The organism is Pseudoduganella umbonata (genome assembly GCF_014192225.1).
Taxonomy (GTDB): Bacteria; Pseudomonadota; Gammaproteobacteria; order Burkholderiales; family Burkholderiaceae_D; genus Rugamonas; species Rugamonas umbonata.
This window is the reverse complement of the sequence record NZ_JACHXS010000010.1, coordinates 42,523-68,668: the sequence shown is the minus strand read 5'-3', so window position 1 is coordinate 68,668 and position 26,146 is coordinate 42,523. Positions and strand designations below refer to the sequence as shown.

The window sequence follows — 26,146 nt, the reverse complement described above, 5'->3', positions numbered from 1 at the left end:
AGGACGGCGGCATTGCTTGGCAAACGCCGCTCAACGGGAAATCAGGTTTGCCGCACCATCAGGGTGGTCGACAGCATTTCGGAGCTGACGGGCTGGCCGTCGATCAGGTCCAGCATTTTTTTCGCCAGCAGCACGCCGCCGTCGCGCAGGTACTGGTGGACCGAGGTAAGGGGCGGCACGAAGCTGGCCGCGCCGGGCGTATCGTCGTAACCGATGACGGAAACGATTTCCGGCACGCGCAGGTTCTTTTCCGCCAGCGCGCGGATCGCGCCCATCGCCAGCAGGTCGCTGGCGGCGAACACGCCGTCGAAGCCCTGGCTTTTCTTCTTCAGCAGCGCCGAGATGCAGTCGAAGCCGGCCTCGAACGTAAACGCTTTCGGGCGCATGATGTGCACGCCGCCCTGGCCGCCGATCGCCTCGATGAAGCCGGCGCACCGTTCCTGCACCTCGGCGTGATCGACGTCGCCGAGGAACACCAGTTTCTTGCGGCCCAGTTCGAGAAAGCGGTGCGCCGCGCTGATGCCGCCCTTGCGGTTGTCGCTGCCGACCACCACGGTGTCCGATTCCGCTTCCGGCGCGCCCCAGACCACCAGCGGCAGGCCGGCTTTCTTCAGTGCGGTCACGGCTTCGCCGTGCGAGCCCTGGCCCAGCAGGATCAGGCCGTCCGCACCACGCACGGGCGCCGTGTCGAGCAATTGTTTCGACGTCAGCACCACGCTGTAGCCGGCGGTCGTCAGTTCCTGCGTGATGCCGCCCAGCAGTTCCAGCGGATAGGGATCGGACATCGGCCGGCCCTTGGCAGGTGTCATTTCCACCACGACCGCCACCGAGTACGAACGGCCCATGCGCAGGTTGCGAGCGCTCACATTGAAGCGGTAGCCCTGTTCCTCGGCGACCCGGCGCACTTTGTCGCGGGTGGCTTCCGTCACGAGCGGGCTGTTCCGCAATGCGCGCGACACCGTGATCTTGGAGACACCCGCCAGCGCGGCCAGGTCTTCCATCGTCAATCCGGAGTCGGGTTTAGCGGCAGGCATCGCGTTTCCTGAAAAAAGTTGGTCGCATTATGACAGATCCAACACTGTTGTCACGCGAAATGACATCGATAGCATTTTCATTGACATCGATGTCATTTGTGCGTTTCAATGTTGTCACACAGACCAGCGGCGGCGCCATCGGGGCGCATTGTCCGGAGACGACAATTCACAATGAAAGCAAAATTGCCATGAACAACAGGTTCCTGCTGTCCTCGATTTCCCTTGCCATTCTGGCGCTCACGAGCCAGGCACGCGCTGCCGCGCCGCAGGACGTGGCGCCGCCGGCCGCGGCGACGCAGGATGCGGCCCAGCCGGCCGCGGCTTCCCAGGACGCGGCGCAGCCTGCCGCAGCGGTGCAGGACACCTCCGGCGCCTCCGGTGCCGGCGCCCAGGAAGGCGGCGCGGCCGTGCAGGCTGAAATGCAACAGGTGGTGGTGACGGGCGTTGCCACCGGCGGCGTGCGCAAGCTGGACTCGGCGTTCTCGATCACCACCGCCACCGATGAGCAACTGCGGCAGGCGGCACCCAGCAGCACGGCCGACATCCTGAAGCTGGTGCCGGGCGTGTACGCGGAAGCGACCGGCGGGCAGTCGGGCGCCAACATCGAGGTGCGCGGTTTCCCGTCCGGCTCGGATTCGCCTTTCGTGTCCGTGCAGCTGATGGGCAACCCGATCTACCCGGTGCCGACCTTGTCGTTCTTCGAAGGCTCGTCGGCGTTCCGGCTCGACGACACGGTGGAGCGCGTCGAAGTGCTGCGGGGCGGACCCAGCACGATCTTCTCGAACGGCCAGCCTGGCGCCACGATGAACTTCATCCTTAAAAAAGGTTCCGATACGCCGGAAGGCTCGATCCGTTTCTCGACCGGTACCGGCGAACTGCGCCGCGTCGACGTGTTCTACGGTGGCAAGATCGCCGACAACTGGTATGGCACCATCGGCGGCTTCTACCGCAACACCAACGGCGTGCGCGATGCCGGCTTCCCCGCGGACAAGGGCACGCAGCTGACCGGCACGCTGACCCGCAAGCTCGACGGCGGCGAAGTCACGTTCTACGCCCGCCGGACCGACGACAAGAACGCCTTCTACACGGGCGTGCCGCTGATCTCGTCCAACGAGGGCCGCACGATCACGGAATTCCCCGGTTTCGATCCGCTGACGGGCACGCTGATGAGCGGCGAGATGCGCCGCTTCACGGTGGAAGCGGGCCCCGGCCGCACGCTGAACTACGACCTGGGCGATGGCCGCGGCCTGAAGTCGACCGTGTTCGGCATCGACTTCGCGCAGACGATCGGCGGCTGGAACGTGTCGAACAAGTTCAATTACTTCGACGGCGACCTGAACACGATCGCCATGTTCACGGGGAATAACCCGCTGACGATGGGCGCGTACAACGCCGGGGCGCTGTCCTCGTATCGCAATGCCGTGGCGGGCAGCGTCGCCACCACGGCCACCGCCACTTACCTGGATGGCACGCCCGTCGCCGACACGCAGCAGGTGGTCCAGGCCGGCCTGTGGGCCGTCGAAAAGCAGCTGCAATCGGCCACCAACGAACTGCGGGTCAGCCGCGAGTGGATCAAGGACAACACCGTCACGATCGGCGGCTACTTCGCCAATTATTCGTCGGACGACGTCTGGTACCTGGGCAACAGCCACCTGATGACGGCCACGCCGAACGCCCGGCTGATCGACGTGCGCCTCAATAACGGCATCGTCGTGTCGAACGCCGGCAAGGAAGGCCCGGTCAATTATGCGCCGGTGGCCTCCTACGACGGCAGCAACACGGCCCTGTTCATCGCCAACGAATGGAAGATCAACGACCGCATCAAGGTCGATGGCGGCATTCGCCGCGAGCGGCAAAAGCTCGATGCCACGGTGTCGAATCTGACGACCGGCGACACCGACAACAATCCGCTGACCGTGTACAACAACGGCACGTCGATGCCCACCAGTTCCAACACGGCGCTGACCCGCACCGATTCGGCCAATTCGTTCACGATCGGCGGCAACTTCAAGCTGGCCCGCGACGCCAGCGTGTTCGCCCGCGCCAACCGCGGCCACACCTTCATTGCCTTCGACGATCTGCGCAACGCCGGCACGCAGGCGAGGGTGAACGACCGCGGCCTGTTGCCGACGCCGACCGTCGAGCAGTTCGAGGTGGGCTTCAAGACCGCCTCGCCGCTGTACAGCGCCTACGTGAATTACTTCCGCACCGATTTCGACGGCATCGCGTTCCAGCAGATCCTGGCCGATGGCACGATCCTCAATTCCACCAGCGGCTCGAAAGGGCAGGGCGTCGAATTCGAACTGGCCTTGCGGCCCGTGCGCGACCTGACCCTGACGCTGACCGGCAACTGGCAGGATTCCGAATACAAGGACAATCCGGCAACGGCCGGCAAGCGCGTGCAGCGGCAACCGAGGCTGCAGGGGCGTTTCACGCCGTCGTACCGGATCCCGATGGGTGACAACGAGCTGCAGCTGTACGGTACCTACACATACATCGGCGAGCGCTGGGCCGACCAGGCCAACCTGCAGTACCTGCCGTCCTATAAGACGATCGACCTGGGCGCCGTGTACCGGCTGGGCGAGAAGATCGAATTGCGCGTCAGCGGCAGCAACCTGGACAACGAGCTGGGCCTGACCGAAGGCAATTCGCGCCTGACCACTGGCGGCAGCGGCCCGATCAACGCGCGTCCGCTGTTCGGCCGTACCTGGGAAGCGTCGGTGATGTACCGCTTCTGAGGCCCGCTTCCACCTCTTGAGATGTCCCCCGGGCATGGCGGCTTCAAGGACCGCTTGCCCGATCTCGCTTTGGCGGCCCACGGGCCGCTTTTTTTCATGGCCGCCATGGGACTGGCCTGGCAGCCTCGCACGCGGCCACATTGCCATTGTCCGGCTGCCTGCTAATATCGCGGTCTTTACAGGCCACAGCCGGCGCCGACCTTCCAGTCCGGGCCGGTGCACCGGAGTTCCCATGACCCTTCCCCCGAACGAATATTCCCGTCCTTCGAACTGGCAGGATTTCGAACGTTTGTCGATCGCCCTGCTGTCGGCCGCCTATGAAACCCGCATGCGCCGCTGGGGCAGCGCGGGACAGCGGAAAAACGGCGTCGACGCCTGGGCGAAAGCAGCCGATGGCCGGGTGATCGCACTGCGCATCGAGGGGCGGACCGAGCGCTACGGCCAGGCGCTGGCGCCGGCCGATATCGATGTCGCGCTCGCGGAGGCGGCGAGCTTCCCCCATCCGGTCGATGAGTTCATCGTGCTGTCGGCCGGGCCGGACGATGCCGGGGTGCAGGCGCATACGGCCGCACTGACCGCCAGGCGGAAAACCGCGGGCCAGTCATCGGTGGTGGTGTGGGGGTGGCCGACGATTTGCACGCACATCGGGCAGCAGCCGAAAGTGCGCAACGTCTTCTATGGCCATGAAGTCCAGTCCTCGCCGAAGCGCAAGCTCGCCCTGCTGGCGGCCGCCTTCCTGATCGTCGCCGGCGGCGCCGGCTCGCTCTTCCTCGGCAAGAACGCCATCGACGCCTCGAAGGCAACGCCGCCGAACGCGGCGGCGAACGTCGGCAACATCGCCGCCAACCTGGAGGAATTGACCGGCACCTACCGGCAATGCCAGGCACTGCTGGACAAGAACGTCTTCACGTTCACCCACGAACTGGCGGAAACCTGCCGCGATCCCGCGGCAAGCCAGCTCGCCGCGCTGTCGAAGAAGGTCGACCGGCAGAAATCCGGCTTCGATGCGCAGGTGCAGGCGGAACTGGCCCGGCTGCTGGCGATTTTCCACGAAGATGTGCGCGAAGCGGTGGCGCTCACTTCGGTGGCGCATGCGTTCGATACCGCGGTGGTGCAGTCGATGAAGGATGGATGCGCCCCGGGAGCGGCGAACCAGCGCAATTCTCCCGCAGTGAAACAGGCGGGCGCGGCAGCGGTGACGGCCCAGTTGCGGTATTACTACCTGCTCAAGGACTTCGTCATTCCCGAGATGGCGGTGGCCACGGAAATCCTCCAGCTGCACGCCAGCGGCGCGCCGTCGCCCGAGAAGATGAAGGCGGCAGCCGGGCGCATGGAGCAATTGCTGACGGAGCGTACTGCGTACGCACCGAGGGAAACCCGCTGGCCGTTCACCGCCTCGTCAGCCAAGCATGAGACCACGCGCGACGCCGCTCCGGGCGCGGAGCAGCAAAGCGATACACGGGAAGAAGCGCTCTGGCGCGGCGTGCTGGCGCAATCGTCGACGCAATCGCTGCGCGGCCGGAGCAAGGATATCGATGCGCTGATCGCTTGCGGCGCCCTCAAGGAAGATGCCCGGGCGCTGGCCCAGCCCGGATCCTGATCGATTTCAATGCAGCGCGGCATTGCCTGCCGCTTTGATAAGATGAGCACAACGTTTACATACGGGAGTGCTCATGGCTCTGCAACACGCCTCATCCGGCCAAGTCTTCGCATTGCAGCGCAGCGATGAAGATGGCTCGCAATTTTCCTCGATCGCACTGGCAAAGACCGACGAACTCGAATTGATCCGCCTGGTACTGCCGGCCGGGAAAACCATGCCCGAACACTGGGTCAAGGGTGAAATCACGCTGCAATGCCTGTCCGGCGAGATCGCCGTGGATGCGCACGGCCGCACGGTAACGCTGCATGGCGGTGAAATGCTCTATCTCGCCGGCGCGACGCCGCATGCGTTGAAGGCGGTGGCCGATTCGGTGGCCTTGCTGACGATCTTGCTGAAGAGCTGACCCGCCTGCGACCGCTACGGGCACAGATAGCGCACCGCATACAGCACGCGCGGACTGCCGAGCGGCTTGCCGTTGACGGGATTGCGGTCCACCTGTGCAACGTTTGCCAGTTGCAGGCAATCGTCCAGTGTCACGCTGGCGCCGGCCACGAATACATGCGTCACCCCGGCTGCGCGCAGTGGCGTGGCTGCCAGCCGGAGTTCGCGCGGCGCGCTCAGGCTCGGTGGCAGGCCCAGCATGCGCCGCCCTGCCGGCATGCTGACGACGCGATTCGACAGTGCTGCGCCGAACAGCGGATAGTGCCAGATCCGGTCCGCCGTGTTCAGGATCGTCGTCCCGGCCGGCAAGGAGTCGACAAGCGGGGGGTATTCATAGAACGCCGACCGTGTCGTCTGCTGCGACAGCACGATGCGGTCGCCGAACTGCAGCACCTGGCGCGACAGGAATACGCCCAGCATCGCCACGATGCAGATGGCGAGGCCGAGATCGAACACGCGCCGCCACTGCCCTGTTGCTTGGGTGACTGCCCATGCCAGCAGTGGCAACGCCAGCGGCAGCGCCGCAAGCACATAGCGCGGTTGCCGGTCGCCCAGCAGGGCCCAGGCCGCCACGATGAACAGCACCGCGAACAACAGCGACAAGCGCACGCGATGCAAACGCAAGCCGTCGCGCACCATCGCCGCGCCGAGCGCTACCGCCGTGCCGGGAATGGCCGCGGCAACGAAGGCCCCCAAACCCGAACTATGTTTGAAGTTCTGGCCGAAGTGCTGCGATTCCGTCCATGGATAAGCCAGCCACTGCCAGGCATTGCTGACCCATTCGAGCTCGGTGGTGCTGCGCAGCGATGGATCGAAATCTGCCGACGGCAGCCAGCCCAGCCACTTGCCGACCAGCGGCACGCCGACCGGATGCAATGGGTTGCCGAGCTCGATTGCGTTTCGCAGCAGCCAGAAGCCTCCCGCCAGCAGGGCTGCCGCGCCGAACACCGACGCATTGCGCAATGCGCCGGTCAAGTTGCCGCCGCGTGCGCAGGCCACCAGCCCGATCGCCACGGCACTCAGCAGGTGCAGGCTCTTGAAGCCGATCGCCAGTCCCATGCACAGGCCCGCCAGCGCCATCGCCGGCGCCGGGCGCAGCGGCGACAGGACGAAGCACATTGCCAGCGCCGCGAAGGCGATGCCGCCGATATCGGCGCCCAGCTCCACCGAGGAAAACGCGATCATCGGCACGCCAAGCATGCCGCAGCAGGCATACAGCGAGGCCTTGCTGTCCGCGCTGGCCAGCCGGCACAAGGTGTACACGGCCAGGACCAGCGGTACCAGAAGCAGCAGGTTCGCGCTCGACACGAGGCGTTCCGGCAGGGAATCGATCAGTATCGCCCACAGCACACTGGCATTGGCAGGAAAGGTATGGGGGAAGTTGCCGTCCCATGCCATCAGCGAGTGCGTCTGCAGCAAGTTCACGGACAGCGGCAGGTGATAGGCCGCCACCTCGTATCCCAGGGGCCGGCCAAAGGCCAGCATCAGGCCGGCCAGCACGAACACGGCCAGTGTCAGCCACGGCAGGAAGCTCCAGCGCTGGCGGGACGGTGCAGGTGAAGGTGCAGGTGCAACTGTCGCAGCGGGTATCAGGTACAGTGCCGACGCCAGTGCGAGCGCCAGTGCCAGCAGCAACAGCAGTGCATTGCCAAGGCTCGCCACAGGCTGGCTACTCGACAGTTCCACCAAGCCCAGGATATGGAAGGGGAGAAGCAGTGCGCCGAAGAATACCGTGACAGCCACCAAGTCGCGTCCAGCGCCGAAGCGGCGCGCAATGCCGCCCGCCGTCAACACGGACAGCAGCACGTAGAACAAGGCGTTCACCGCAGGTGTTCCATGATTGCGTGCACCGCATTCCAGAGCATTGTCATGTGGTCACGGATGCCCTCGCTGCAGGCGAAGTACACGACGGCGGAGCATGCCGACACGGCAGCTGGCGCCTTTGCAACCAGCGTTGTGGAGAGCCGCCTCATGGGTTGTCCCGGCTGCTGCCGTCGATGCTATGGCCACATACGGCTTCGACATGGTAACGGGGCCGTTTTTTGGTCGATTCATAAACCTTGGCCAGGTATTCGCCGATGATTCCCAGGCTGAGCAGCTGCACGCCGCCCAGCAGGTACATCGGAATGACTGCGGAAGCCCAGCCGGGAACGGCGTCGTCGGTGAAGATGCGGATGCCGAGCGCCCAGGCGGCCAGTGCCAGGCTGCCCAGCGACACCAGCGCACCCACGCCGGTAATCAGCCGCAATGGATAGGCTGTGAAGGACGTCACCCCTTGCCATGCCAGCGACAGCATCTTGCGCAGCGGGTACTTCGATTCGCCCGCGAAGCGCGACGCGCGTTCGAATTCAACCACGGCTGTGCGGTACCCGAGCTGGGGAATCAGTCCGCGCAGGAACAGATGGGTTTCTTCGTAGCCGCGCAGGGTTTCGATGGCACGGCGACTCATCAGGCGGAAATCGGCGTGATTGAACTGGACCTGGACGCCGAGCATGCCCAGCAGCCGATAGTATGCTTCGGCAGTGCTGCGCTTGAAGAAGGTATCCGTGGTACGGCGCCCCCGCACCGCGCAGACGATTTCGTTGCCGGCGCGGTAGCTGTCCAGCATGCGTGGAATGGCTTCGAGATCGTCTTGCAGGTCGGCATCGAGGCTGACCAGTACATCGCCCGGTGCGGTCAGCAAGCCGCACAGCAGCGCATTCTGATGACCGCGGTTGCGGCTCAACTTGATGCCGCAAACGGTCGGGAAGGCCGCGGCATATTCGCCGATCAGGCGCCAGGTGCAATCGCCGCTACCATCGTCCACATAGTAGATCGCGCTGCCCGGTGCGGCGCGGCCCTCGACGCTGAGACGGTCGAGCAAGGCCACCAGGCGGCGCGTCGTTTCCGGCAAGACTTCTTGTTCGTTAAAGCATGGAAGTATGAGGCTGACGACCGGTGCTGACCTCAGTTCCGGTTCCGACGGCTTCGGAAAGTCCAGGCGCCATGGATGCAGTAATTCCATATGATCACTCCAATCGTGGTCAGCAGTTGGGCAGGGATGGTGGGCAGGCCCGCGCGCATCAGCGCGGTCAGAAGCAGATGGTTCAGCAGCAGGCCGGTCATTGCCGCGATCGCAAAACGCGGGGCAGTGACGCGGCGCTGCTCGTGGCTGTGAAAGGTCAGGCGCTCGTTGAGGAGATAATTCAGCAGCGCGCTCAAAATGAAGCCGATGCCTGAAGCGGCGACGGTCGGCATGCCGGCAAGCAGGAGCAGCAGCATGACCAGGTAATGCGCGGCCGTGGACGCACCGCCGACGCACAGGAAGGCAAGCAGGCTGCGCGCCGAGAAATTGTCGCGTGAGGCGGGAAACGGAGCAGACATGATGACAAACGGACAAGCTAATCCGTCAAGTCTATCATGCCTGTTGGTTAATAAATTGAATTAGATCAAAAGTTACTTTGAAGTTGGGGCGAGTGTCTCATCGCGGGGATCGCGGGCCAGCATCCGGGTCACCAAGACTTCCGGCTTGACGCCATCGAACAGCAACGATGCCACGCCATCGGTGAGCGGCATGTCCACACCCAGCCGGGCGGCCAGCTCGCGCACGGCCTTGGCGCAGGGCACGCCTTCCGCCACATGGCCCAGTTCGGCCACGATGGTATCCAGCGCCTTGCCTTGGGCCAGGCCCAGGCCCACGCGGCGGTTGCGCGACAGGTCGCCCGTGCAGGTCAGAATCAGGTCGCCCATGCCGGTCAGGCCCATGAACGTTTCGATATTGCCGCCCAATGCCGTTCCCAGCCGCGTGACTTCGGCCAGGCCGCGCGTGATCAGCGCGGCGCGGGCATTCAGGCCCAGGCCCATGCCGTCCGCGCAACCGGTGGCGATGGCCATCACGTTCTTGACGGCGCCACCGACTTCCACGCCGATCAGGTCGTCGCTTGAATAGACGCGCATCGTGCCGCCATGTACTGCCGCCACCACGTCGTCGCGCAATGCAGCCGAGGCGGAAGCAATGGTCAGTGCGCACGGCAAGCCGCGTGCCACTTCCTGCGCGAACGAAGGGCCGGACAGTGCGCCGCCGGCGATGTCGTCGCCGAGCACTTCATGGAAGATCTGGTGCGGCAGCAGTCCCGTTTCGTACTCGAAACCCTTGCACAGCCATACCAGGTTCGGAATGGGCCGGCCCTTCAGGCTGTGCAGCAGAGGCCGCAGGCCGGCTACCGGCGTGGCCGCGATCAGCAAGCCATCCTGGCCGGCGCCATCGCGCTGGACGTGGGCAACCGCCGCATCGAAATCGGCCGTAACGCGCAGTCCCTGAGGAAACGGAAAACCAGGAAGGTAATGGGTATTGTCGCGTGCAGCGGCGATGTCGGCCATCGCACCGGCGTTACGGCCCCACAGCAGTACATCATGGCGCGCAGCCACCGCGATGGCGACGGCCGTGCCCCACGCACCGGCGCCCAGTACGGTAATACGGCGCCGGTTCGGTTGATTCTCTTGCATGTCAAATACCCCAGATGTCGCTGCTGCGGACGAAACCGGCCAGGCCGTCGCGGTGACGAACCTTGATCCAGCCGTTTGCGCCGGATTCGCCCAATTCCAGCAGCACGCCTTTGTCCGCCGTGAACACCACGGCGGACGTGTCGTCCTCGGCCGTGCGAACCTTGACGTTCGGCACACGCACGATGACGTTGCGGCGGGAAGAAAGGCCGCGTGCGGGCGTCCAGGCCAGGTCGCCGGACACATCGCGTACCTTGACCCAGTCGCCATAGGTCAGCACGATTTCCAGCGGCGCGCCGCGCGGCACGATGAACAGCTTGACGCCTTTCGTGGAAGGCGCGTCGTACAGCACGGCGGGAGCCGCGCCAACCGTCTTGAAATCGGCAGCCCAACTGGCGGTGCTCAGCAGCAGAGCGGCCCCTATTATCAAGCGGGTAATACTCATTGCAAAAAACTTTCGTCCAAAATGATCAAAGGCCGCAATGGGCCTTTGAATATGGGGAGGAGGCAGCCGGCATGATCACGCCGATCGCCTCGGTTCAGCAGATTACTGAACGGTGTTGGTGCCTTCGGCGGTCTTGGCTTGCTGCTCGGCGATTGCCTGCAGGCGCTGCTGGTAGAACACTTCGAAGTTGATCTCGGCCAGGTGCACAGGCGGGAAGCCGGCACGGGTGATCAGGTCGGCAATGTTCGCGCGCAGGTACGGGTACACGATGTTCGGGCAGCCGATGCCCAGCAGCGGGTCGAGCTGTTCGGCCGGGATGTTGCGTGCTTCAAAGATGCCTGCCTGCTTGCCTTCCACCAGGAATGCCACCTTGTCGGCCACCTTGGCGGTCACGGTGATCGTCACCGTGGATTCGAAGATGCCTTCCTGCAGGGGCACGGCGCCTACGTCCAGTGCCACTTCGATCGACGGAGCTTGCTGTTCCAGGAAGATGGCCGGGGAATTCGGCTGTTCCAGCGACATGTCTTTCAGGTAGACGCGTTGGATTTGGAATACGGGTTGCAGGTTTTCGTCAGACATGGAACGCTTTCAATGAATTGGACAGATGATTATCGTCGTCCGCCCCGAGCCAGTTGTGCTGGCCTGGATCAAACGCGTGGGCAATTGTAGCAAAACAAATATGCATGCCAGCCTTTTTTTGCCCAGCGTTGTGGTTTTATTAATTGGCGGATTCTTCAGCCATTCAGCAGCGGATCGAGCCGGCCGGCCTGGTCCAGCGCATACAGGTCGTCGAAGCCGCCGACATGGGTCTCGCCCACGTAAATCTGCGGCACCGTGCGGCGGCCGGTCTTCTGCATCATCACCTGGCGTTGCGCCGGATCGAGGTCGACGCGGATCTTGTCGATATTCTTGATGCCCTTGCTTTCCAGCAGCCGCTCGGCGCGGATGCAATAGGGGCAAATGGCGGTGGTGTACATGGTTACTTGAGCGGTCATGGCGGTAATCCTTTCCTTATTTGGTAATCGGCAACCCCTGGGTTTTCCACGCATCGATGCCGCCGTCAAGAACGACCACATCGGCGAATCCCGCCTTTTCCAGAATCTTTGCGGCGCCATAGGCGCGCGTCCCTTTTTGGCAGACGACCACGGCCGTCCTGTTCTTCAGCTTGTCCAGCTCGCCACTGCGCTTGGCTAGTTCGCCCAGCGGAATATTCCTCGCGTCCGGCAGGTGGCCTTCACCGAAAGCGGCAGCGTCGCGTACGTCCACAATGGTGGCTTTGGCCCGGTTTATCAACAGCGTCACCTGCTGCGGGCTGGCCTTTTTGCCCCGTTGTGTCAGCGCTGGCCACAGCAGCGCGCCGCCGGACAGCACGGCAATGCCAACGAGAAAGATATGGTCGATGATGAATTTCACTTAGCTTCCATTGGTTGAAGTCAATCCGCGCATTATAAAATAGAAGACGAACAACGGCCCCGGCCGACGATTTCCCATCCTACCCTCCTGAGAAGATTGCTCTATGTACAAAATTGTTTTCATGCGTCATGGCGAGTCCACGTGGAATCTCGAGAACCGCTTTACTGGCTGGACCGATGTGGACCTGACCGAAAAGGGCGTAAAGGAAGCGAAGGCCGCCGGTGAAGTGCTCAAGCGCGAAGGCTACACGTTCGACCTGTGCTACACCTCGGTGCTCAAGCGCGCGATCCGCACGCTGTGGCTGACGCTCGATGAAATGGACCTGATGTACCTGCCGGTGAAAAACGACTGGCGCCTGAACGAGCGTCATTACGGCGCGCTGCAGGGCCTGGACAAGGGCGAGACCGCCGCCAAGTTCGGCGACAAGCAGGTGCTGGTCTGGCGCCGCAGCTACGATATCCCGCCGCCGTCGCTGGAAGAGGGCGATGACCGCGCCTCGTTCAACGATCCGCGCTATGCCGGCCTGCCGAAAGAGCAGATTCCGCTGACCGAGTGCCTGAAGGATACGGTGGCCCGCGTGCTGCCCGCATGGAACGAGGAAATCGCGCCGCAGATCAAGGCCGGCAAGCAGATCCTGATCTCGGCCCACGGCAACAGCCTGCGCGCCCTGATCAAGATGCTGGACAATATCAGCGACGAGGAAATCGTCGGCCTGAACATCCCGAACGGCCAGCCGCTCGTGTATGAGCTCGATGCCGACCTGAAGCCCATCCGCCATTACTACCTGGGCGATGCGGACGCGATCGCCGCCGCGCAGGCCGCGGTGGCCAACCAGGGCAAGGCCAAGTAACGCTCGATGCCAGTCAACCGTTCGCGGCGCGCCGGCGCCTGGCTTGCCACGCTGGGCATGGCCGCGGCGCTGGCATTCGGCGGGGGCGATGCCCTCGCCGCAGCCAAACAAACCAACCGCAGCAAGCAGAAGGCCGCCGCCGAAGCCGAGCGTGCAGCGCTGCAGCAGAAACTCAATGCCCTGAAGCGCGACATCGGCCAGACCGAAAGCGCGCGCGAGGACGCGGCCGACACGCTGGCCGAATCCGAACAGGCAATCTCGAACGCCAATCGCCAGTTGCGCGAGCTGGCCGACGAAACCGCCACCACCACGGCGAAGATCACCGAGCTGTCCGCCGAGCGCGAGCGGCTGGCCGCCACCATCGCCAGCCAGAAGGGGCAGCTGGCGAAGCTGCTGCGCGAGCAGTACGTGGCCGGTAACGAAGACCGCATCAAGCTGCTGCTTTCCGGCGACAACCCGAACCGCATCAACCGCGACCTGCAACTGATGTCCTACGTGTCCCAGGCGCAGGCGCGCCTGATCGAGTCGCTGCGCACCAACCTGGCAGCCGTGGAAACCAACCAGGCCGAAGCGCAGAACGCGCGCGACGAGCTGGTTGAAATCGCCGAAGAAGAAAGCCAGCAGAAAGCCTTGCTGGAACAGCAGAAGGCAAGGCACGCGGCACTGGTGGCGAACCTGTCGCAAAAGCTCGATACGCAGCGCAAGGAAGTCGGCCGCATCGAGCGCGACGAGCAGCGCATGGGCGCGCTGGTGGTCCGCCTCAACAAGCTGATCGAGGAACAGGCACGCGCCGCCGCTGCCGAAAAGGCCCGCCAGGAACGGCTGGCCGCGCAACGCGCCGCGAAGGCCAAGGCGGAAGCCGAAGCGCGGGCGCTGGCGGCGGCCAAGGCGAAGGCCGAACGCGAGCGGCTGGCACGCGAGCGCCGGGAACAGAAATCCACGGAGAAGCCGGAACCGAGGATCGCCCAGAAGCCCGAACCCAAGCCCGACACCAGGCCCGAGGCGAAACCGGAACCGAAGATCGTCCAGCGTGAACCGGCGAAACCGGAGCCGCGCGAGGAACCTCCGGCCCGGCCGGCCGACGTGGCGCTGGCCCCGGCCGCGCCCGCCGGCGCGTTCGCCAGCCTGAAAGGGCAGATGCGTGCGCCGGTGTCCGGCCGCGTGGCTGCGCGCTTCGGCAGCAAGCGCGGCGACGGCCCTAGCTGGAAAGGCGTCTTCATCCTGGCCGGAGAGGGAACCGAAATCCGCAGCGTGGCCCAGGGTCGCGTCGTGTTCGCCGACTGGCTGCGCGGCTTCGGCAACCTGATCATCGTCGACCATGGCGGCCAGTACATGAGCATCTATGGCAACAACCAGTCGCTGCTCAAGCGCGTCGGCGACGTGGTGAAGGGAGGCGATGTCATCGCCGCGGCCGGCAACAGCGGTGGCAACGAGGAATCAGGTTTATACTTCGAGCTGCGTCATCAGGGCCGGGCGTTCGATCCCGCCGGGTGGGTGAAGTTCTGACGACATGACCGGTGCCTGGCATCTTTCGGGGATAACGCCCGGGAATGTGCCCGGCACCAGCGCCTCTCCGCAACTCTGTAGTACCTCAGTGGAACATCAATGGGCAACAAACTCAAGAGTATCGGCCTGATCGGCCTGGGCATGGTGGCCGGCATGGCCGCCACCATGAATTTTTCCGCGCTCGCGCAGCGGATCGATGCCCCGCTGCCACTGGAAGAATTGCGCCAGCTGTCGGACGTATTCGGCCTGATCAAGAGTGACTACGTCGAGAATGTGGACGACAAGAAACTGCTGCAGGAAGCGATCGCCGGCATGGTGTCGTCGCTCGATCCGCACTCGGTGTACCTGGACGAGAAGGCGTTTCGCGAAATGCGCGAATCGGTGCAGGGCAAGTTCGTCGGCATCGGCATCGAAGTGTCCACCGAGGATGGCTACGTGAAGGTGGTCTCGCCGATCGAGGATACGCCGGCCTTCAAGGCCGGCATCCGTTCCGGCGACCTGATCACCCGCATCGACAACGTGCCGCTGAAAGGCCTGTCGCTGGACGAGTCGATCAAGAAGATGCGCGGCGAGCCCCGCACCAAGGTCGTGCTGACGATTTCCCGCAAGGGCGAGGACAAGCCCTTGATCGTACCGGTCGTGCGCGAGGAAATCCGCGTGCAGAGCGTCAAGGCGAAGCTGGTGGAACCCGGCTACGTATGGCTGCGCATCTCGCAGTTCCAGGAGCCCACCGTCGAGGAGATGGTCAAGAAGCTGGGCGCGCTGTACGAGAAAAATCCCGATATCAAGGGCATCGTGCTGGACCTGCGCAACGACCCGGGCGGCGTGGTCCCCGGCGCGATCGGCGTGTCGGCGGCCTTCCTGCCGAAGGATTCGGTGGTTGTTTCCACCAATGGCCAGCTGGCCGATTCGAAGCAGACTTTCTATGCGCGGCCCGAATACTATGCCGGCCGGCATCCGGGCGACCCGCTGGCGAAGCTGCCGGCGGCCGTGAAGACCGTGCCGATAGTGGTGCTCGTCAATGCCGGTTCCGCATCGGCCTCCGAAATCGTGGCCGGCGCGCTGCAGGACTACAAGCGCGCCACCGTGATGGGCAGCACCACGTTCGGCAAGGGCTCGGTGCAGACCTTGCGCCAGCTGACGGCCGACACGGCCGTCAAGCTGACGACCGCGCGCTACTACACGCCGAAAGGCCGGGCGATCCAGGCCAAGGGCATCGAGCCGGACGTGCACGTCGACGAAACGGCCGAAGGCGATGGCCTGAACAGCCTGCGGCTGCGCGAGGCGGACCTGCAGAAGCACCTGTCCGGCGACGACAAGGACACCCGCCCCGTGCGCCACGACGAGCTGGAAGAAGAGCAGCGCATCCTGGCGCTGGCGAAAAAGCAGAAGCCGGTCGAATTCGGCAGCAAGGAAGATTTCCAGCTGGCCCAGGCGCTGAACCATTTCAAGGGCTTGCCGGTGCAACTGGCCAAGGCCGACACGGCGGAAGAAAAGGGAGCCAAGGAAATCCTGGTCAAACCCGAGACAAAGACGGACGTCGTCAAGCCGGAAGACAAGAAAGCGCCGCCATCGCAGGTGAAGTAAATCCATGAATGACGAACAGCTGCTGCGTTACTCGCGGCATATCCTCCTCGACGAGATCGGCATCGAGGGGCAGCAAAAGCTGCTTGCCGCGCGCGTGCTGGTCATAGGCGCCGGGGGGCTCGGTTCGCCCGCCGCGCTGTACCTCGCATCGGCCGGAGTCGGGCACCTGACGATCGTCGACGACGACGATGTCGACCTGACCAACCTGCAACGCCAGATCGCCCACACCACGGCCCGCATCGGCCAGCCCAAGGCCCTGTCGGCGCAGGAGGCGATCGGCGCGATCAATCCGGACGTGCGGGTGACGGCGCTGATCGAGCGCGTGGACGAGGCACGCCTCGCCGAACTGGCCGCCGCCAGCGACGTCGTCCTCGACTGCACCGACAACTTCAGGACGCGCCATGCCGTCAACCGCGCCTGCGTGGCGGCGCGCGTGCCGCTCGTGTCCGGTGCCGTCATCCGCTTCGACGGCCAGGTCAGCGTGTTCGATCCGCGCAGTGCGGATGCGCCATGCTATTCGTGCCTGTTCCCGCAGGACCAGGCGTTCGAGGACGTGGCCTGTTCGACGATGGGCGTGTTCGCGCCGCTGGTCGGGGTGGTCGGCGCCACGCAGGCGGCCGAGGCGCTGAAGATCGTGATGGGTATCGGCACCTCGCTGGCCGGGCGGCTGCTGATGCTCGACGGCCTGCGCATGGAGTGGACCAGCATCGGCGTGGGCCGTGCCGCCGGCTGCCCGGTCTGCAGCCTCTAACACACGGCGTGCGCGCCGCGCACGGCGCGCACGGCGCTGAAAACCGGTGACAGGCTCCCGTTCTTTTGAAACATTTCCTGGAAATGGGAGCCTGTCACCGGTTTCCAGAAAATCAGCGCCTGTCACCGGTTTTCGGCTGGCTTCCGGTAACTTCTCTTTACCTCCTTTTTCACCGTCGTGTAGCAATTCGGGCTTATACTTCAGCACTTTCGCTTTTTCACCATGTCCTGAAGCTTCATGAAAAAAGGTCTCCATCTCACGCGCCGCGCGCGTGGTTTCACCCTGATTGAAATCATGGTCGTCGTCGTCATCATGGGCGTGCTGGCTGCGCTCGTGGTGCCGAAACTGCTGTCGCGCACCGGCGAATCCAAGGTCGCGGCGGCCAAGGTCGACATCGCCACCATCATGCAGTCGCTGAAGTTGTACAAGCTCGACAATACTCGCTATCCGACCACCGAACAGGGCCTGCAGGCACTGCTGGTGAAGCCCACGTCCGGCCCGGCCGCCAATGGCTGGAAGGAAGGCGGCTACCTGGAAAAGATGCCGAAGGATCCGTGGGGCTTCCAGTACCAGTACCTGTCGCCGGGCATCAAGGGCGAGGTGGATGTGTTCTCGACCGGCGCCGACGGCCAGCCGGGCGGTACCGGCGAGGATGCCGACATCGGCTCCTGGGAAAACTGAGCCTGATCCCATAGCATGCGCCAGCGCGGCTTCACCCTGATCGAGCTGCTGGTGGTGCTGGTCATCATCGGCCTGACGCTGGGGCTGGTGATGGCGAACATGGCGCCCAGCGGGCGCCAGGCCATGCAGCAGGAAGCGCAGCGCGTGGCCCTGCTGCTGCAACTGGCGCGCGACGAAGCGATCGTGCGCAACCGGCCGATCGCGTTCGAGGCGAGCGCCCAGGGCTACCGCTTCCTGGTGCGCGAAGGCCGCGAATGGAAGACGCTGCCACAAGACGACATGCTGCGCGAACGCGCCTTCAAGAGCACGCCGATGACCCTGCTGCTCGATCCCCCGACCAATCTCCCCGGCGCGCCGATGCGCATCGTGTTCGGCCGCGAACCGGTCGACAAGCCGTTCGTGCTGACGCTGGCCTATGGCGACGTGCGCACCGCGGTGCGGGCCGACGGCATCGGCCACTTCACGGTGGAATGACATGAAGCGAACGGTGGAAGGAACGCAGGCGGGCTTCACGCTGCTCGAGGTGCTGGTGGCGCTGTTCATCGTCGGCACCGCGCTGGTCGCGGCATTGCAGGCGATCGGCAGCCTGACCCGCAACAGCGAAGGCTTGCGCACGACGATGATGGCCACCTGGTCGGCCGAGAACCGCCTGGTGCAGATCCGCCTGGCGGGAGCTTTTCCATCGGTGGGCAAGACGTCGTTCGCCTGCCCGCAGGGCAACCTGCAACTGCAGTGCGAGGAAGAGGTGATCATGTCGCCCAACCCGCTGCTGCGGCGCGTCGAGGTCTCCGTGTACGACACCGCCAATCCGCAGCGCCGCATCATCAAGCTGGTGCAGCTGGTGCTGAAATGATGCGGCGCGCGCGCCGTGCCGGCGGCTTTACGCTGATCGAACTGCTGGTGGCGATCACCGTGCTGGCGATCGTGGCCGTGCTGGGCTGGCGCGGGCTGGACAGCATCCTGCGCTCGCGCGTGGTGCTGACGCAGCAGATGGAACACACGCGCGGCATCCAGCTCGCCTTCGCGCAGTTGCAGAACGACCTGGAACAGCTGGCCAAGAGCGATGTGATCGGGCAGCGGCAGAACCTGGTGGCGGACAACCTGCGCCTCATCTTCGTGCGCACCCATGCGCCGGACCACGGGGCCACGCAGCTGGTGGTGGTCAGCTACCGCCTGCGCGACGGCGTGCTGGCGCGGCGCGAATCGGCCGCCACGCGCGACCTCGTGCAGCTCGACGCGCTGTGGCAGGCCGCGGTATCCGATGCCGACCCGGTGCCCGGCGTGGGCCTGCATGCGGGCGTGGCGGGCATGGGCGTGCGCCTGTGGACCAACGGCGCCTGGACACAGCCGCAGAATAACGCCGGGGCCACGACGGCTACCGGCACGACGGCGACGCCCGGGGCGATCGCGCCGACCGGCCTGGAAATGTCGCTGCAACTGATCAACGAACCGAATCCGATGGTGAAGGTCTTGCTGCTGGGGGCGACATGATGCATCTGCCGCGAACCCTGCGTCGCCAGCGCGGCGTCGCCGTCGTCACCGCGCTGCTGCTGACGACCTTGGCGGTGACGATCGTCGCCAGCCTGTTCTGGCAGCAGCAGGTGCAGGTGCGCTCGGTGGAAAACCAGCGGCTGCACCTGCAGACGCGCTGGATCCTGCGCGGTGCGCTGGACTGGGCGCGGCTGATCCTGCGGCAGGACGGCATCGACAGCCGGGGGGGCGCCACGCGCGCCGATGGCGTGTGGGCCACGCCGCTGGCCGAAACGCGACTGGACCAGTACGTGGAGCGCGAGCGGGTCGAAGGCGAGGACTACGATGCGACCTTGCAGGGCCGGATTTATGATGCACAGTCGCGTTACAATCTGACGAATCTGGCCGACGCCACTGCCACCAGCGGCGAAGTCAGGGCATTCGCCCAGTTGTTGACGCTATTGCAGCTCGATGCCGGCCTGGCGCAGTCCGCGGCGCAGTATGCGGCGAAGGCACAGGCGGCGGCGGGGCAAGCCGGTACAGGCAGTGCGCCCATGGCATTCCAGCGTGTGGAAGACCTGCTGGCGGTCGGCTTCCCGCAGGCGGCCGTTGAACGCTTGCGCGACTATGTGGTGGTTCTACCGGAAGCAACCGCGGTGAACGTGAATACGGCACCGGCCGAGGTGCTGGCGGCGACTGTGGAAGGCATGCCGCTGTCGGAGGCGCAGTCGCTGGTGGCGTCGCGCAAGCGGACAGCGTTGAAGGTCGAGGATGTCAAGAACGGTCGGAACCCTTTGACGAAGCTCGACGAGCGCAGCGACTACTTCCTCGTGCTGAGCCAGGTACGCCTGGACCGCGCAGCACTGGAATCATGGTCCCTGATTCACCGCATGGGCCAGTCCCGGGCTTATCAGACCTCTGTCATGTGGATTCGGGAAATCTAAGGAAACAATTCGTTTTGACGACTCTCTACATAAATTATCCGGCCCGCGCAGCGGCGGCCGACACCGGCGCCGCGTGCACCTACGCGCAGGTGGGCGATGGCGGCAATCTGATGCAGCAGGGAGCCGGCGCGCTGGCCAGGCTGGGCGACCTGGTGGCGGCCAGCGGCAAGGTCGTGCTGCTGCTGGCGGCCGCCGACGTGACGCTGCTGCGCGTGGCGGTGCCGCCGCTGTCCGGCAGCCGCCTGAAGGCCGCCATCCCGAACCTCGTCGAGGAGCAATTGCTGGGCGACCCGGACGACTGCGTGTTCGCCCTCGGACCCACGCAGCCGGGCAGCAGCGAACGCACGGTGGCCGTGGTGCAGCGCGCCTGGCTGGACGTGCTGGTCAAGGCACTGGTGCAGCAGGGCGCGCGCGCGGTGTCCGCATTGCCCGCGCAACTGTGCCTGCCGCTGGCGCCCGGCGGCGTGTCGGCATCGCTGGCCAGCGACGAAGGCGGTATCGAACTGACGTTGCGCACCGGCCCGTACGAAGGCCTTGGCCTGGCATTGCCGGCGCAGCCGGACGGCGCGCTGCAGGTGCTGCGCGCACTGGCCGGCGAAGCGCCCGTCACGCTGTACGTACCGGCAGCCCAGCGCGCGCATTATGAAGCGCTGCTGGCGTCGGTGTCCGGTATTACTCTGGAAGAGGATCACTGGGCACACCGGATCGCCGCCGGAAAGGCCGTGCAGCTGGACCTGGCGGCCGGCCTCGGCGCGGCAAGCGGCGCCCGCGCGCAGGCATGGAAGCGCTGGCGCTGGCCGCTGCGGCTGGCGCTGCTGGCGCTGCTGGTCAATATCGTCGGCCTGAACGTCGAGTGGCTGCGCATGAAGCGCGAGGCCGAAGCGCTGCGCCTGTCGATGGTGCAGATCTTCCGCGGCGCCTACCCGAATGAAAAGGTGGTGCTGGATCCGGCCGCGCAACTGCGCGCCAACCTTGCCCGGGCCAAGGCCGGCGGCGGCGAAACGGCCAGGGACGATTTCACGGCGCTGGCCGCCGCCTTCGGCGAGGCGCTGGGAGCGCTGCCACGGCGCGACGTCGTGGCCGGTCTGGAGTATCGCGAGCGCGCGCTGGTCGTGCGCCTGAAGCCGAACAGCGTCGATGGCGCGGCCCTGGCAAAGGTGCAGGCGCAACTGGCGCCACGGGGGCTGGCGTTGACGGAAACGGGCGCGGGCACCTGGGAATTGCGCACGGGAGGCAAATCATGAGCGAAACAATGAATGGGAAGGCAGGCAACCGGCTCGCCGGCCTGCGCGCATCGGCCGACGGCTTCTGGAGCGCGCGCACCGAACAGGAGCGCCGCTTCCTGGCGGTGGGCGGCATCGTCGTCGGCCTGGCGCTGGCCTACGCGGTGCTGGTCGATCCGGCACTGACGGGCCGCGAACAGCTGGCCAAGGCATTGCCGCAACTGCGCCAGGAAACGGCGGAGATGCAGGCGCTGGCCGCGCAGGCGGCGCAGCTGGGCACGCAGCCCGCCGCGCAGGTGCAGCCGCTGTCGCGCGATATGCTGAACGCGGCACTGGCCGCCCGCGGCCTGAACCCGCAGAACCTGGCCGTGACGGGCGACTACGTGAAAGTGGATTTCAAGGGCGTGCCGTTCGCCGGCCTCGTCACGTGGCTCGACGCCGCGCGGCGCGACGAGCGGCTGGCGGTGCAGGAAGCGAAGATCGGCACGCAGGGCGGCAAGGAGGATAGCGCCGGCCTGGTCGACGCCACGCTGACCTTGCGCCAGGAAGCGGGCAGCCGATGAAGCGTTTCATCTTGTGGCTGCTGGCAATCGCCGTCACGGCCGTGCTGACGCTGCTCGTGTTCTTCCCCGCCACGTGGGTGGCCGTGCTGGTGGAACGGCAGACCGGCGGGCGCCTGACGCTGGGCGACGCGCAAGGCACGCTATGGCGCGGCTCCGCCTTCGTCGGCGGTGCCGCCAGCGGCAACAGCGCCGTCACGCCGCTGCTGCCGGGGCGCTTTGCCTGGAAGCTGTCGCCGCTGTCGCTGCTGGGCAGCGTGCGCATGGAACTGGAAAATCCGGAAGCGCTGACGCAACCCGTCACCTTCACGGGCAGCTGGCGCGCCTGGCAACTGAGCCCGGCGGCGCTGATGCTGCCGGCGGACGGCCTGTCCGGCCTGGGCGCGCCGCTGAACACGCTGGCGCTGTCGGGCCGGCTGCAACTGGCGTGGACCTCGCTGGCGCTCGCGCTGGAGAACAAGAATATCCTGGTCAATGGCGTGACCACGCTGCAGATGCAGGACGTGTCGTCGCGCCTGGCGCCGATCCGGCCGCTGGGCAGCTACCAGCTGGCGCTGGACTGGAAAGGCCAGCAGGCGGCCGTCGGGCTGACCTCCACGAAAGGGCCGCTGCTGCTGTCCGGCACCGGCCAGCTGCGCAACGGCCGGCTGCAATTCTCCGGCCAGGCCGAAGCGGCCGCCGGCTACGAAGACACCCTTGGCAACCTGCTCAACCTGCTGGGCCAACGCCGCAACATCGGCGGTAAAAACATCATCGCACTCGAGTTCAGATAATGAAAACTGCAAGCAAATATCAACTTCCCGCGCTGCGGCGCCTGTCCGCCGGCGCGCTGCTGTGCTGCGTGCTGTCGTCTTCCGTGGGGCCGGCCTGGGCCGCGCCGCAGGATGAAGCCGCGCTGAACTTCGTCGGTGCCGATATCGAGTCCGTCATCAAGGCGGTGGGCCACTACACCAACATCACGTTCCTGATCGATCCGCGGGTCAAGGGCACGATCACGCTGGTGTCGGAAAAATCGATCAGCAAGTCGCAGGCCTTCGCGCTGCTGACCTCCGCGCTGCGGCTGCAAGGCTATGCGATCGTCAGCGGCGACGGCTATGCCAAGGTGGTGCCGGAAGCGGAAGCCAAGCTGCAGGCCACGCCCACCATCGTCAAAGGGCAGGCCGCGCCGAAGGGCGACCAGGTCGCCACCCAGGTGTTCCAGCTCAATCATGAGTCGGCGTCGAACCTCGTCAGCGTGCTGCGCCCGCTCATCTCCGTCAACAACACGATCAACGCGAACCCCGGCAACAACACGCTGGTGATCACCGACTATGCCGACAACCTGAAGCGCCTGTCGAAGATCATCTCGGCGATGGATACCCCCGCCAGCGCGGACATGGACGTAATCCCGGTGCGCTACGCGATCGCCAGCGACATCGCGTCGATGATCAACAAGCTGATGGAGCCGGGCAAGGGCGGCGACGGCGGCGGGCAGGTCTCGGTGCTGGCCGATCCGCGCACCAACTCGCTGGTGCTGCGCGCGCCGTCCGTGGCCCGTGCCAACCTGGCGCGCTCGCTGATCGCCAAGCTGGACTTGCCCACTTCGCAGTCGGGCAACGTGCACGTGGTGTACCTGAAGAATGCCGATGCCACGCAGCTGGCCGAAACGCTGCGCGCCGTGATGTCCGGCGAGACGCCGTCCAGCACCGGCACGTCCGGCAATGCGCTGAACAACCAGGCCACGATGCAGACGGGCGCCAACAACACGATCGGCCAGACGGGCACCTCGTCGCAGACTGCCGGCCCGACGAATCCGCTCCTGTCCGGCAACCGCACGGGTACGCAGGGCACGGCAGGCAACAGTACGGCCGGCTTCATCCAGGCCGACGCGTCGACCAACACGCTGATCATCACCGCACCCGAAGCGATCTACCGCAACCTGCGCGCCGTGATCGACCAGCTCGACGTGCGCCGCGCCCAGGTCTACATCGAGGCGCTGATCGTCGAGGTGTCGGTCGACAAGGCCTCCGAATTCGGCGTGCAGTGGGTCGGCGCCACCGGCGACAGCAACAGCACCTACCGGCTCGGCGGCCTGCAGTCGTTCTCCAGCGGCGGCAACAACCTGGTCAACGTGTACAACGGCGCCAGTGCGCCCAGCAACGGCCTGACGATCGGTATCTTCAAGCAGCTGGCGGACGGCAAGTTCGGCCTGGGCGCGGTGGCCCACACGCTGGAATCGACCGGCAACGGCAACATCCTGTCGACCCCGAACATGATCACGCTGGACAACGAAGTGGCCACCATCCGCGTCGGCCAGAACGTGCCGATCCTGACCGGCCAGTTCACCACCACTTCCGGCACCAACACCAACCCGTTCCAGACCATCGACCGCAAGGACGTGGGCCTGACGCTGAAGGTGAAGCCGCAGATTTCCGAGGGCGGCACGATCAAGCTGGCGATCTACAACGAATCGTCGTCGGTGGACCAGTCGTCGCTCACGGCGACGGCCGGCATCACGCTGAACACCCGCGTGATCGAGAACAACGTGATCGCCGATGACGGCCAGATCATCGTGCTGGGCGGCCTGATCGAGGATACCGCGTCGGACGGCGTGGAAAAGGTGCGCGGCCTGGGCGACATTCCCGTGCTGGGCAACCTGTTCAAGTACAACACGCGGGCGCGCAAGAAAACCAACCTGATGGTGTTCCTGCGCCCGGTGGTGATCCGCAACAAGGAGCAGAGCATGAGCCTGGCCGCGGACCGCTACGACTACATGCGCGCCTCCGGCGCCGACTTCAAGCCGAGCGACACGATCCTGCTGCGCCAGCTGGGCCAGCCGCAGCTGCCGGTGCTGAACAACGGCGTGCCGGTCGGTTCGCCGACGGTGGCCGCGCCGGTGCCGGCGGCGCCCGTGCCGGCCGGGGCGCCTGGAGCGGCCCAGCCACTGCAGCAACCGACGCAACAACCGACGCAACCGCCGACGCCGCAACAGTGATGGTGGCGCACTTGAACAGGCAGCATCATGGATAATCTTCTTCCCTACGCATTCGCCCGCGATTTCCTCGTGCTGGCGAAAAGCGGCGAGCGCGATGGCACGGTCGAGGTGCTGGTGTCGAACGCCACCGCGCCATCGGCGATCGCCGAGGTGTCGCGCCGCTTTGGCCGCATCCAGCTGAAACCACTGCCGCGCGCGCAGCTCGAAGAGGCGATCGCGGCCGCTTATGCCGGCACCGGCGGCGATGTCTCGCAGGTGGCCGACGAATTCGATGCCGACCTGGATCTCACCCGGCTGCTGCAGGACGTGCCGGCCATCGAAGACCTGCTGGAATCGTCGGACGATGCGCCGGTGATCCGCATGATCAATGCGCTGCTGACGCAGGCGCTGCGCGACGGCGCATCGGACATCCACGTCGAGCCGTTCGAGCAGATTTCCGTCGTGCGCTTCCGTGTCGACGGCGCGCTGCGCGACATCGTCAAGCCGAGAAAGGCGATCCATGGTTCGCTGATCTCGCGCATCAAGATCATGGCGCAGCTGGACATCGCCGAGAAGCGCCTGCCGCAGGATGGCCGCATCACGCTGCGGGTGGGCGGCAAGCCCGTCGACGTGCGCGTTTCCACGCTGCCGACCGGACACGGCGAACGGGCCGTGCTGCGCTTGCTGGACAAGGAAGCCGGCCGCCTCGACCTGCAGCACCTGGGCATGAGCGAGCCGATGCTCGCCGAGTTCAACGGCCTGCTGGCACAGCCGCACGGCATCGTGCTGGTGACCGGTCCGACGGGTTCCGGTAAAACCACGACGCTGTATGCCGCGCTGTCGCTGCTGAACTCGACGACGACGAATATCCTCACCGTCGAGGACCCGATCGAATACGACCTGGCCGGCGTGGGCCAGACACAGGTCAACGCGCGCATCGACATGACGTTCGCGAAGGCGCTGCGGGCGATCCTGCGCCAGGATCCGGACGTGATCATGATCGGCGAGATCCGCGACCTGGAAACGGCGCAGATCGCCGTACAGGCATCGCTGACGGGCCACCTGGTGCTGGCTACGCTGCACACCAACGATTCGGCATCGGCCGTGACGCGCCTGCTGGACATGGGTATCGAGCCGTTCCTGCTGTCGTCGTCGCTGCTGGGCGTGCTGGCGCAGCGGCTGGTGCGCAAGCTGTGCGGGGAATGCAAGACGTTCGACGGTGCCCAGTGGCACGCGGTCGGCTGCGAGGCCTGCGGACAGACGGGCTACCAGGGCCGTGTCGGCATCTACGAGCTGCTGCAGACGACCGACCGGATCCGCGCGCAGATCCACGACCGCGCCTCCGAAGCGGCGATCAAGGACACCGCGCTGGCGGACGGCATGACGACGATGCGCGACGACGGCGAGCGCTGGCTTGCCAACGGCACCACGACGCTGGCCGAGCTGCTGCGCGTGGCCAAGGATTGAG

General features: G+C 65.5%; 26 protein-coding genes. 17 read left to right on the top strand and 9 right to left on the bottom strand.

Annotated elements, in window-relative coordinates; translation table 11 throughout:
- Positions 1-41 precede the first annotated feature (41 nt).
- Entirely contained in the window at positions 42-1,034 is a 993-nt protein-coding gene (locus tag FHS02_RS22780; RefSeq protein ID WP_137315647.1) for a LacI family DNA-binding transcriptional regulator, read from the bottom strand.
- A 188-nt stretch (positions 1,035-1,222) separates the two neighbouring features.
- Here FHS02_RS22780 and FHS02_RS22775 point away from each other — a divergent pair, with 188 nt between their 5' ends.
- From FHS02_RS22775 to FHS02_RS22765, 3 genes are all read left to right on the top strand, one after another.
- Entirely contained in the window at positions 1,223-3,772 is a 2,550-nt protein-coding gene (locus FHS02_RS22775) for a TonB-dependent receptor (RefSeq protein ID WP_137315648.1), read from the top strand.
- A 232-nt stretch (positions 3,773-4,004) separates the two neighbouring features.
- Positions 4,005-5,372, top strand: a complete 1,368-nt coding sequence (locus FHS02_RS22770) for a hypothetical protein (RefSeq protein WP_137315649.1) — start codon at positions 4,005-4,007, stop codon at positions 5,370-5,372.
- A 73-nt stretch (positions 5,373-5,445) separates the two neighbouring features.
- Positions 5,446-5,775, top strand: a complete 330-nt coding sequence (locus FHS02_RS22765) for a cupin domain-containing protein (RefSeq protein ID WP_137315650.1) — start codon at positions 5,446-5,448, stop codon at positions 5,773-5,775.
- Between the two features lie 14 nt (positions 5,776-5,789).
- Here FHS02_RS22765 and FHS02_RS22760 read toward each other — a convergent pair whose 3' ends face one another.
- The 8 genes from FHS02_RS22760 to FHS02_RS22725 form a co-directional block, all read right to left on the bottom strand.
- On the bottom strand, positions 5,790-7,637 hold the full coding sequence (locus tag FHS02_RS22760) for a hypothetical protein (protein WP_137315651.1): 1,848 nt from the start codon (positions 7,635-7,637) through the stop codon (positions 5,790-5,792).
- Positions 7,638-7,782: 145 nt separating this feature from the next.
- On the bottom strand, positions 7,783-8,817 hold the full coding sequence (locus tag FHS02_RS22755; protein ID WP_137315652.1) for a glycosyltransferase family 2 protein: 1,035 nt from the start codon (positions 8,815-8,817) through the stop codon (positions 7,783-7,785).
- Positions 8,760-9,176 carry a GtrA family protein gene (locus FHS02_RS22750; RefSeq protein ID WP_137315653.1) on the bottom strand — a complete coding sequence of 139 codons (417 nt, stop codon included), beginning with the start codon at positions 9,174-9,176 and terminating at the stop codon, positions 8,760-8,762. The genes FHS02_RS22755 and FHS02_RS22750 overlap by 58 nt, the downstream gene beginning before the upstream one ends.
- A 72-nt stretch (positions 9,177-9,248) precedes the next feature.
- Complete coding sequence (locus FHS02_RS22745) at positions 9,249-10,298, bottom strand: NAD(P)H-dependent glycerol-3-phosphate dehydrogenase (protein ID WP_137315654.1); 1,050 nt, start codon at positions 10,296-10,298, stop codon at positions 9,249-9,251.
- Position 10,299: 1 nt separating this feature from the next.
- Positions 10,300-10,740, bottom strand: coding sequence for an SH3 domain-containing protein (locus FHS02_RS22740; protein ID WP_137315655.1), 441 nt, complete (start codon positions 10,738-10,740; stop codon positions 10,300-10,302).
- 102 nt (positions 10,741-10,842) lie between these two features.
- Entirely contained in the window at positions 10,843-11,319 is a 477-nt protein-coding gene (secB, locus tag FHS02_RS22735; RefSeq protein WP_131148189.1) for a protein-export chaperone SecB, read from the bottom strand.
- A 155-nt stretch (positions 11,320-11,474) separates the two neighbouring features.
- Complete coding sequence (gene grxC, locus FHS02_RS22730; RefSeq protein WP_131148188.1) at positions 11,475-11,735, bottom strand: glutaredoxin 3; 261 nt, start codon at positions 11,733-11,735, stop codon at positions 11,475-11,477.
- Positions 11,736-11,751: 16 nt separating this feature from the next.
- Positions 11,752-12,153, bottom strand: coding sequence for a rhodanese-like domain-containing protein (locus FHS02_RS22725; protein WP_137315656.1), 402 nt, complete (start codon positions 12,151-12,153; stop codon positions 11,752-11,754).
- Positions 12,154-12,256: 103 nt separating this feature from the next.
- Between FHS02_RS22725 and gpmA the strand changes: the two genes are divergently transcribed.
- The 14 genes from gpmA to gspE all read left to right on the top strand — a co-directional run bounded on the left by gpmA (position 12,257) and on the right by gspE (position 26,145).
- Positions 12,257-13,003, top strand: coding sequence for a 2,3-diphosphoglycerate-dependent phosphoglycerate mutase (gpmA, locus tag FHS02_RS22720; protein ID WP_137315657.1), 747 nt, complete (start codon positions 12,257-12,259; stop codon positions 13,001-13,003).
- A 6-nt stretch (positions 13,004-13,009) separates the two neighbouring features.
- Entirely contained in the window at positions 13,010-14,509 is a 1,500-nt protein-coding gene (locus FHS02_RS22715; RefSeq protein WP_371861428.1) for a peptidoglycan DD-metalloendopeptidase family protein, read from the top strand.
- 99 nt (positions 14,510-14,608) lie between these two features.
- Positions 14,609-16,096: a S41 family peptidase gene (locus FHS02_RS22710; protein WP_137315658.1), complete on the top strand. Its 1,488-nt coding sequence runs from the start codon at positions 14,609-14,611 to the stop codon at positions 16,094-16,096.
- Between the two features lie 4 nt (positions 16,097-16,100).
- Positions 16,101-16,847 carry a HesA/MoeB/ThiF family protein gene (locus tag FHS02_RS22705; protein WP_137315659.1) on the top strand — a complete coding sequence of 249 codons (747 nt, stop codon included), beginning with the start codon at positions 16,101-16,103 and terminating at the stop codon, positions 16,845-16,847.
- Positions 16,848-17,084: 237 nt separating this feature from the next.
- Complete coding sequence (gene gspG / locus FHS02_RS22700) at positions 17,085-17,528, top strand: type II secretion system major pseudopilin GspG (protein WP_130186645.1); 444 nt, start codon at positions 17,085-17,087, stop codon at positions 17,526-17,528.
- Between the two features lie 15 nt (positions 17,529-17,543).
- Positions 17,544-18,002 (top strand): type II secretion system minor pseudopilin GspH, encoded by a 459-nt coding sequence (gene gspH / locus FHS02_RS22695; protein WP_137315660.1) that lies wholly within the window; start codon positions 17,544-17,546, stop codon positions 18,000-18,002.
- A gap of 1 nt (position 18,003) precedes the next feature.
- Positions 18,004-18,381, top strand: a complete 378-nt coding sequence (gene gspI, locus FHS02_RS22690) for a type II secretion system minor pseudopilin GspI (protein WP_137315661.1) — start codon at positions 18,004-18,006, stop codon at positions 18,379-18,381.
- A complete protein-coding gene (locus tag FHS02_RS22685; protein ID WP_137315662.1) occupies positions 18,378-19,019 on the top strand; it encodes a PulJ/GspJ family protein in 642 nt (213 codons plus the stop codon). The genes gspI and FHS02_RS22685 overlap by 4 nt, the downstream gene beginning before the upstream one ends.
- Positions 19,016-19,942: a type II secretion system minor pseudopilin GspK gene (gene gspK / locus FHS02_RS22680; RefSeq protein ID WP_137315663.1), complete on the top strand. Its 927-nt coding sequence runs from the start codon at positions 19,016-19,018 to the stop codon at positions 19,940-19,942. Before FHS02_RS22685 ends, gspK begins: the two co-directional genes overlap by 4 nt.
- 14 nt (positions 19,943-19,956) lie before the next feature.
- A complete protein-coding gene (gene gspL / locus FHS02_RS22675; RefSeq protein WP_137315664.1) occupies positions 19,957-21,186 on the top strand; it encodes a type II secretion system protein GspL in 1,230 nt (409 codons plus the stop codon).
- Complete coding sequence (locus FHS02_RS22670) at positions 21,183-21,728, top strand: type II secretion system protein M (RefSeq protein WP_229422306.1); 546 nt, start codon at positions 21,183-21,185, stop codon at positions 21,726-21,728. Before gspL ends, FHS02_RS22670 begins: the two co-directional genes overlap by 4 nt.
- Positions 21,725-22,498, top strand: coding sequence for a type II secretion system protein N (gene gspN, locus FHS02_RS22665; RefSeq protein WP_137315665.1), 774 nt, complete (start codon positions 21,725-21,727; stop codon positions 22,496-22,498). The genes FHS02_RS22670 and gspN overlap by 4 nt, the downstream gene beginning before the upstream one ends.
- Positions 22,498-24,699 carry a type II secretion system secretin GspD gene (gene gspD, locus FHS02_RS22660; protein WP_137315666.1) on the top strand — a complete coding sequence of 734 codons (2,202 nt, stop codon included), beginning with the start codon at positions 22,498-22,500 and terminating at the stop codon, positions 24,697-24,699. Before gspN ends, gspD begins: the two co-directional genes overlap by 1 nt.
- Positions 24,700-24,726: 27 nt before the next feature.
- Positions 24,727-26,145, top strand: coding sequence for a type II secretion system ATPase GspE (gspE, locus tag FHS02_RS22655; RefSeq protein ID WP_137315667.1), 1,419 nt, complete (start codon positions 24,727-24,729; stop codon positions 26,143-26,145).
- Position 26,146 lies beyond the last annotated feature (1 nt).

Excerpts from the sequence above, each read along its gene's own strand:
- FHS02_RS22780 (WP_137315647.1), bottom strand. The coding sequence starts at position 1,034 with ATGCCTGCCGCTAAACCCGACTCCGGATTGACGATGGAAGACCTGGCC.
- FHS02_RS22775 (WP_137315648.1), top strand. The coding sequence starts at position 1,223 with ATGAACAACAGGTTCCTGCTGTCCTCGATTTCCCTTGCCATTCTGGCG.
- FHS02_RS22770 (WP_137315649.1), top strand. The coding sequence starts at position 4,005 with ATGACCCTTCCCCCGAACGAATATTCCCGTCCTTCGAACTGGCAGGAT.
- FHS02_RS22765 (WP_137315650.1), top strand. The coding sequence starts at position 5,446 with ATGGCTCTGCAACACGCCTCATCCGGCCAAGTCTTCGCATTGCAGCGC.
- FHS02_RS22755 (WP_137315652.1), bottom strand. The coding sequence starts at position 8,817 with ATGGAATTACTGCATCCATGGCGCCTGGACTTTCCGAAGCCGTCGGAA.
- FHS02_RS22750 (WP_137315653.1), bottom strand. The coding sequence starts at position 9,176 with ATGTCTGCTCCGTTTCCCGCCTCACGCGACAATTTCTCGGCGCGCAGC.
- FHS02_RS22745 (WP_137315654.1), bottom strand. The coding sequence starts at position 10,298 with ATGCAAGAGAATCAACCGAACCGGCGCCGTATTACCGTACTGGGCGCC.
- FHS02_RS22740 (WP_137315655.1), bottom strand. The coding sequence starts at position 10,740 with ATGAGTATTACCCGCTTGATAATAGGGGCCGCTCTGCTGCTGAGCACC.
- secB (WP_131148189.1), bottom strand. The coding sequence starts at position 11,319 with ATGTCTGACGAAAACCTGCAACCCGTATTCCAAATCCAACGCGTCTAC.
- grxC (WP_131148188.1), bottom strand. The coding sequence starts at position 11,735 with ATGACCGCTCAAGTAACCATGTACACCACCGCCATTTGCCCCTATTGC.
- gpmA (WP_137315657.1), top strand. The coding sequence starts at position 12,257 with ATGTACAAAATTGTTTTCATGCGTCATGGCGAGTCCACGTGGAATCTC.
- FHS02_RS22715 (WP_371861428.1), top strand. The coding sequence starts at position 13,010 with ATGCCAGTCAACCGTTCGCGGCGCGCCGGCGCCTGGCTTGCCACGCTG.
- FHS02_RS22710 (WP_137315658.1), top strand. The coding sequence starts at position 14,609 with ATGGGCAACAAACTCAAGAGTATCGGCCTGATCGGCCTGGGCATGGTG.
- FHS02_RS22705 (WP_137315659.1), top strand. The coding sequence starts at position 16,101 with ATGAATGACGAACAGCTGCTGCGTTACTCGCGGCATATCCTCCTCGAC.
- gspG (WP_130186645.1), top strand. The coding sequence starts at position 17,085 with ATGAAAAAAGGTCTCCATCTCACGCGCCGCGCGCGTGGTTTCACCCTG.
- gspH (WP_137315660.1), top strand. The coding sequence starts at position 17,544 with ATGCGCCAGCGCGGCTTCACCCTGATCGAGCTGCTGGTGGTGCTGGTC.
- gspI (WP_137315661.1), top strand. The coding sequence starts at position 18,004 with ATGAAGCGAACGGTGGAAGGAACGCAGGCGGGCTTCACGCTGCTCGAG.
- FHS02_RS22685 (WP_137315662.1), top strand. The coding sequence starts at position 18,378 with ATGATGCGGCGCGCGCGCCGTGCCGGCGGCTTTACGCTGATCGAACTG.
- gspK (WP_137315663.1), top strand. The coding sequence starts at position 19,016 with ATGATGCATCTGCCGCGAACCCTGCGTCGCCAGCGCGGCGTCGCCGTC.
- FHS02_RS22670 (WP_229422306.1), top strand. The coding sequence starts at position 21,183 with ATGAGCGAAACAATGAATGGGAAGGCAGGCAACCGGCTCGCCGGCCTG.
- gspN (WP_137315665.1), top strand. The coding sequence starts at position 21,725 with ATGAAGCGTTTCATCTTGTGGCTGCTGGCAATCGCCGTCACGGCCGTG.
- gspD (WP_137315666.1), top strand. The coding sequence starts at position 22,498 with ATGAAAACTGCAAGCAAATATCAACTTCCCGCGCTGCGGCGCCTGTCC.
- gspE (WP_137315667.1), top strand. The coding sequence starts at position 24,727 with ATGGATAATCTTCTTCCCTACGCATTCGCCCGCGATTTCCTCGTGCTG.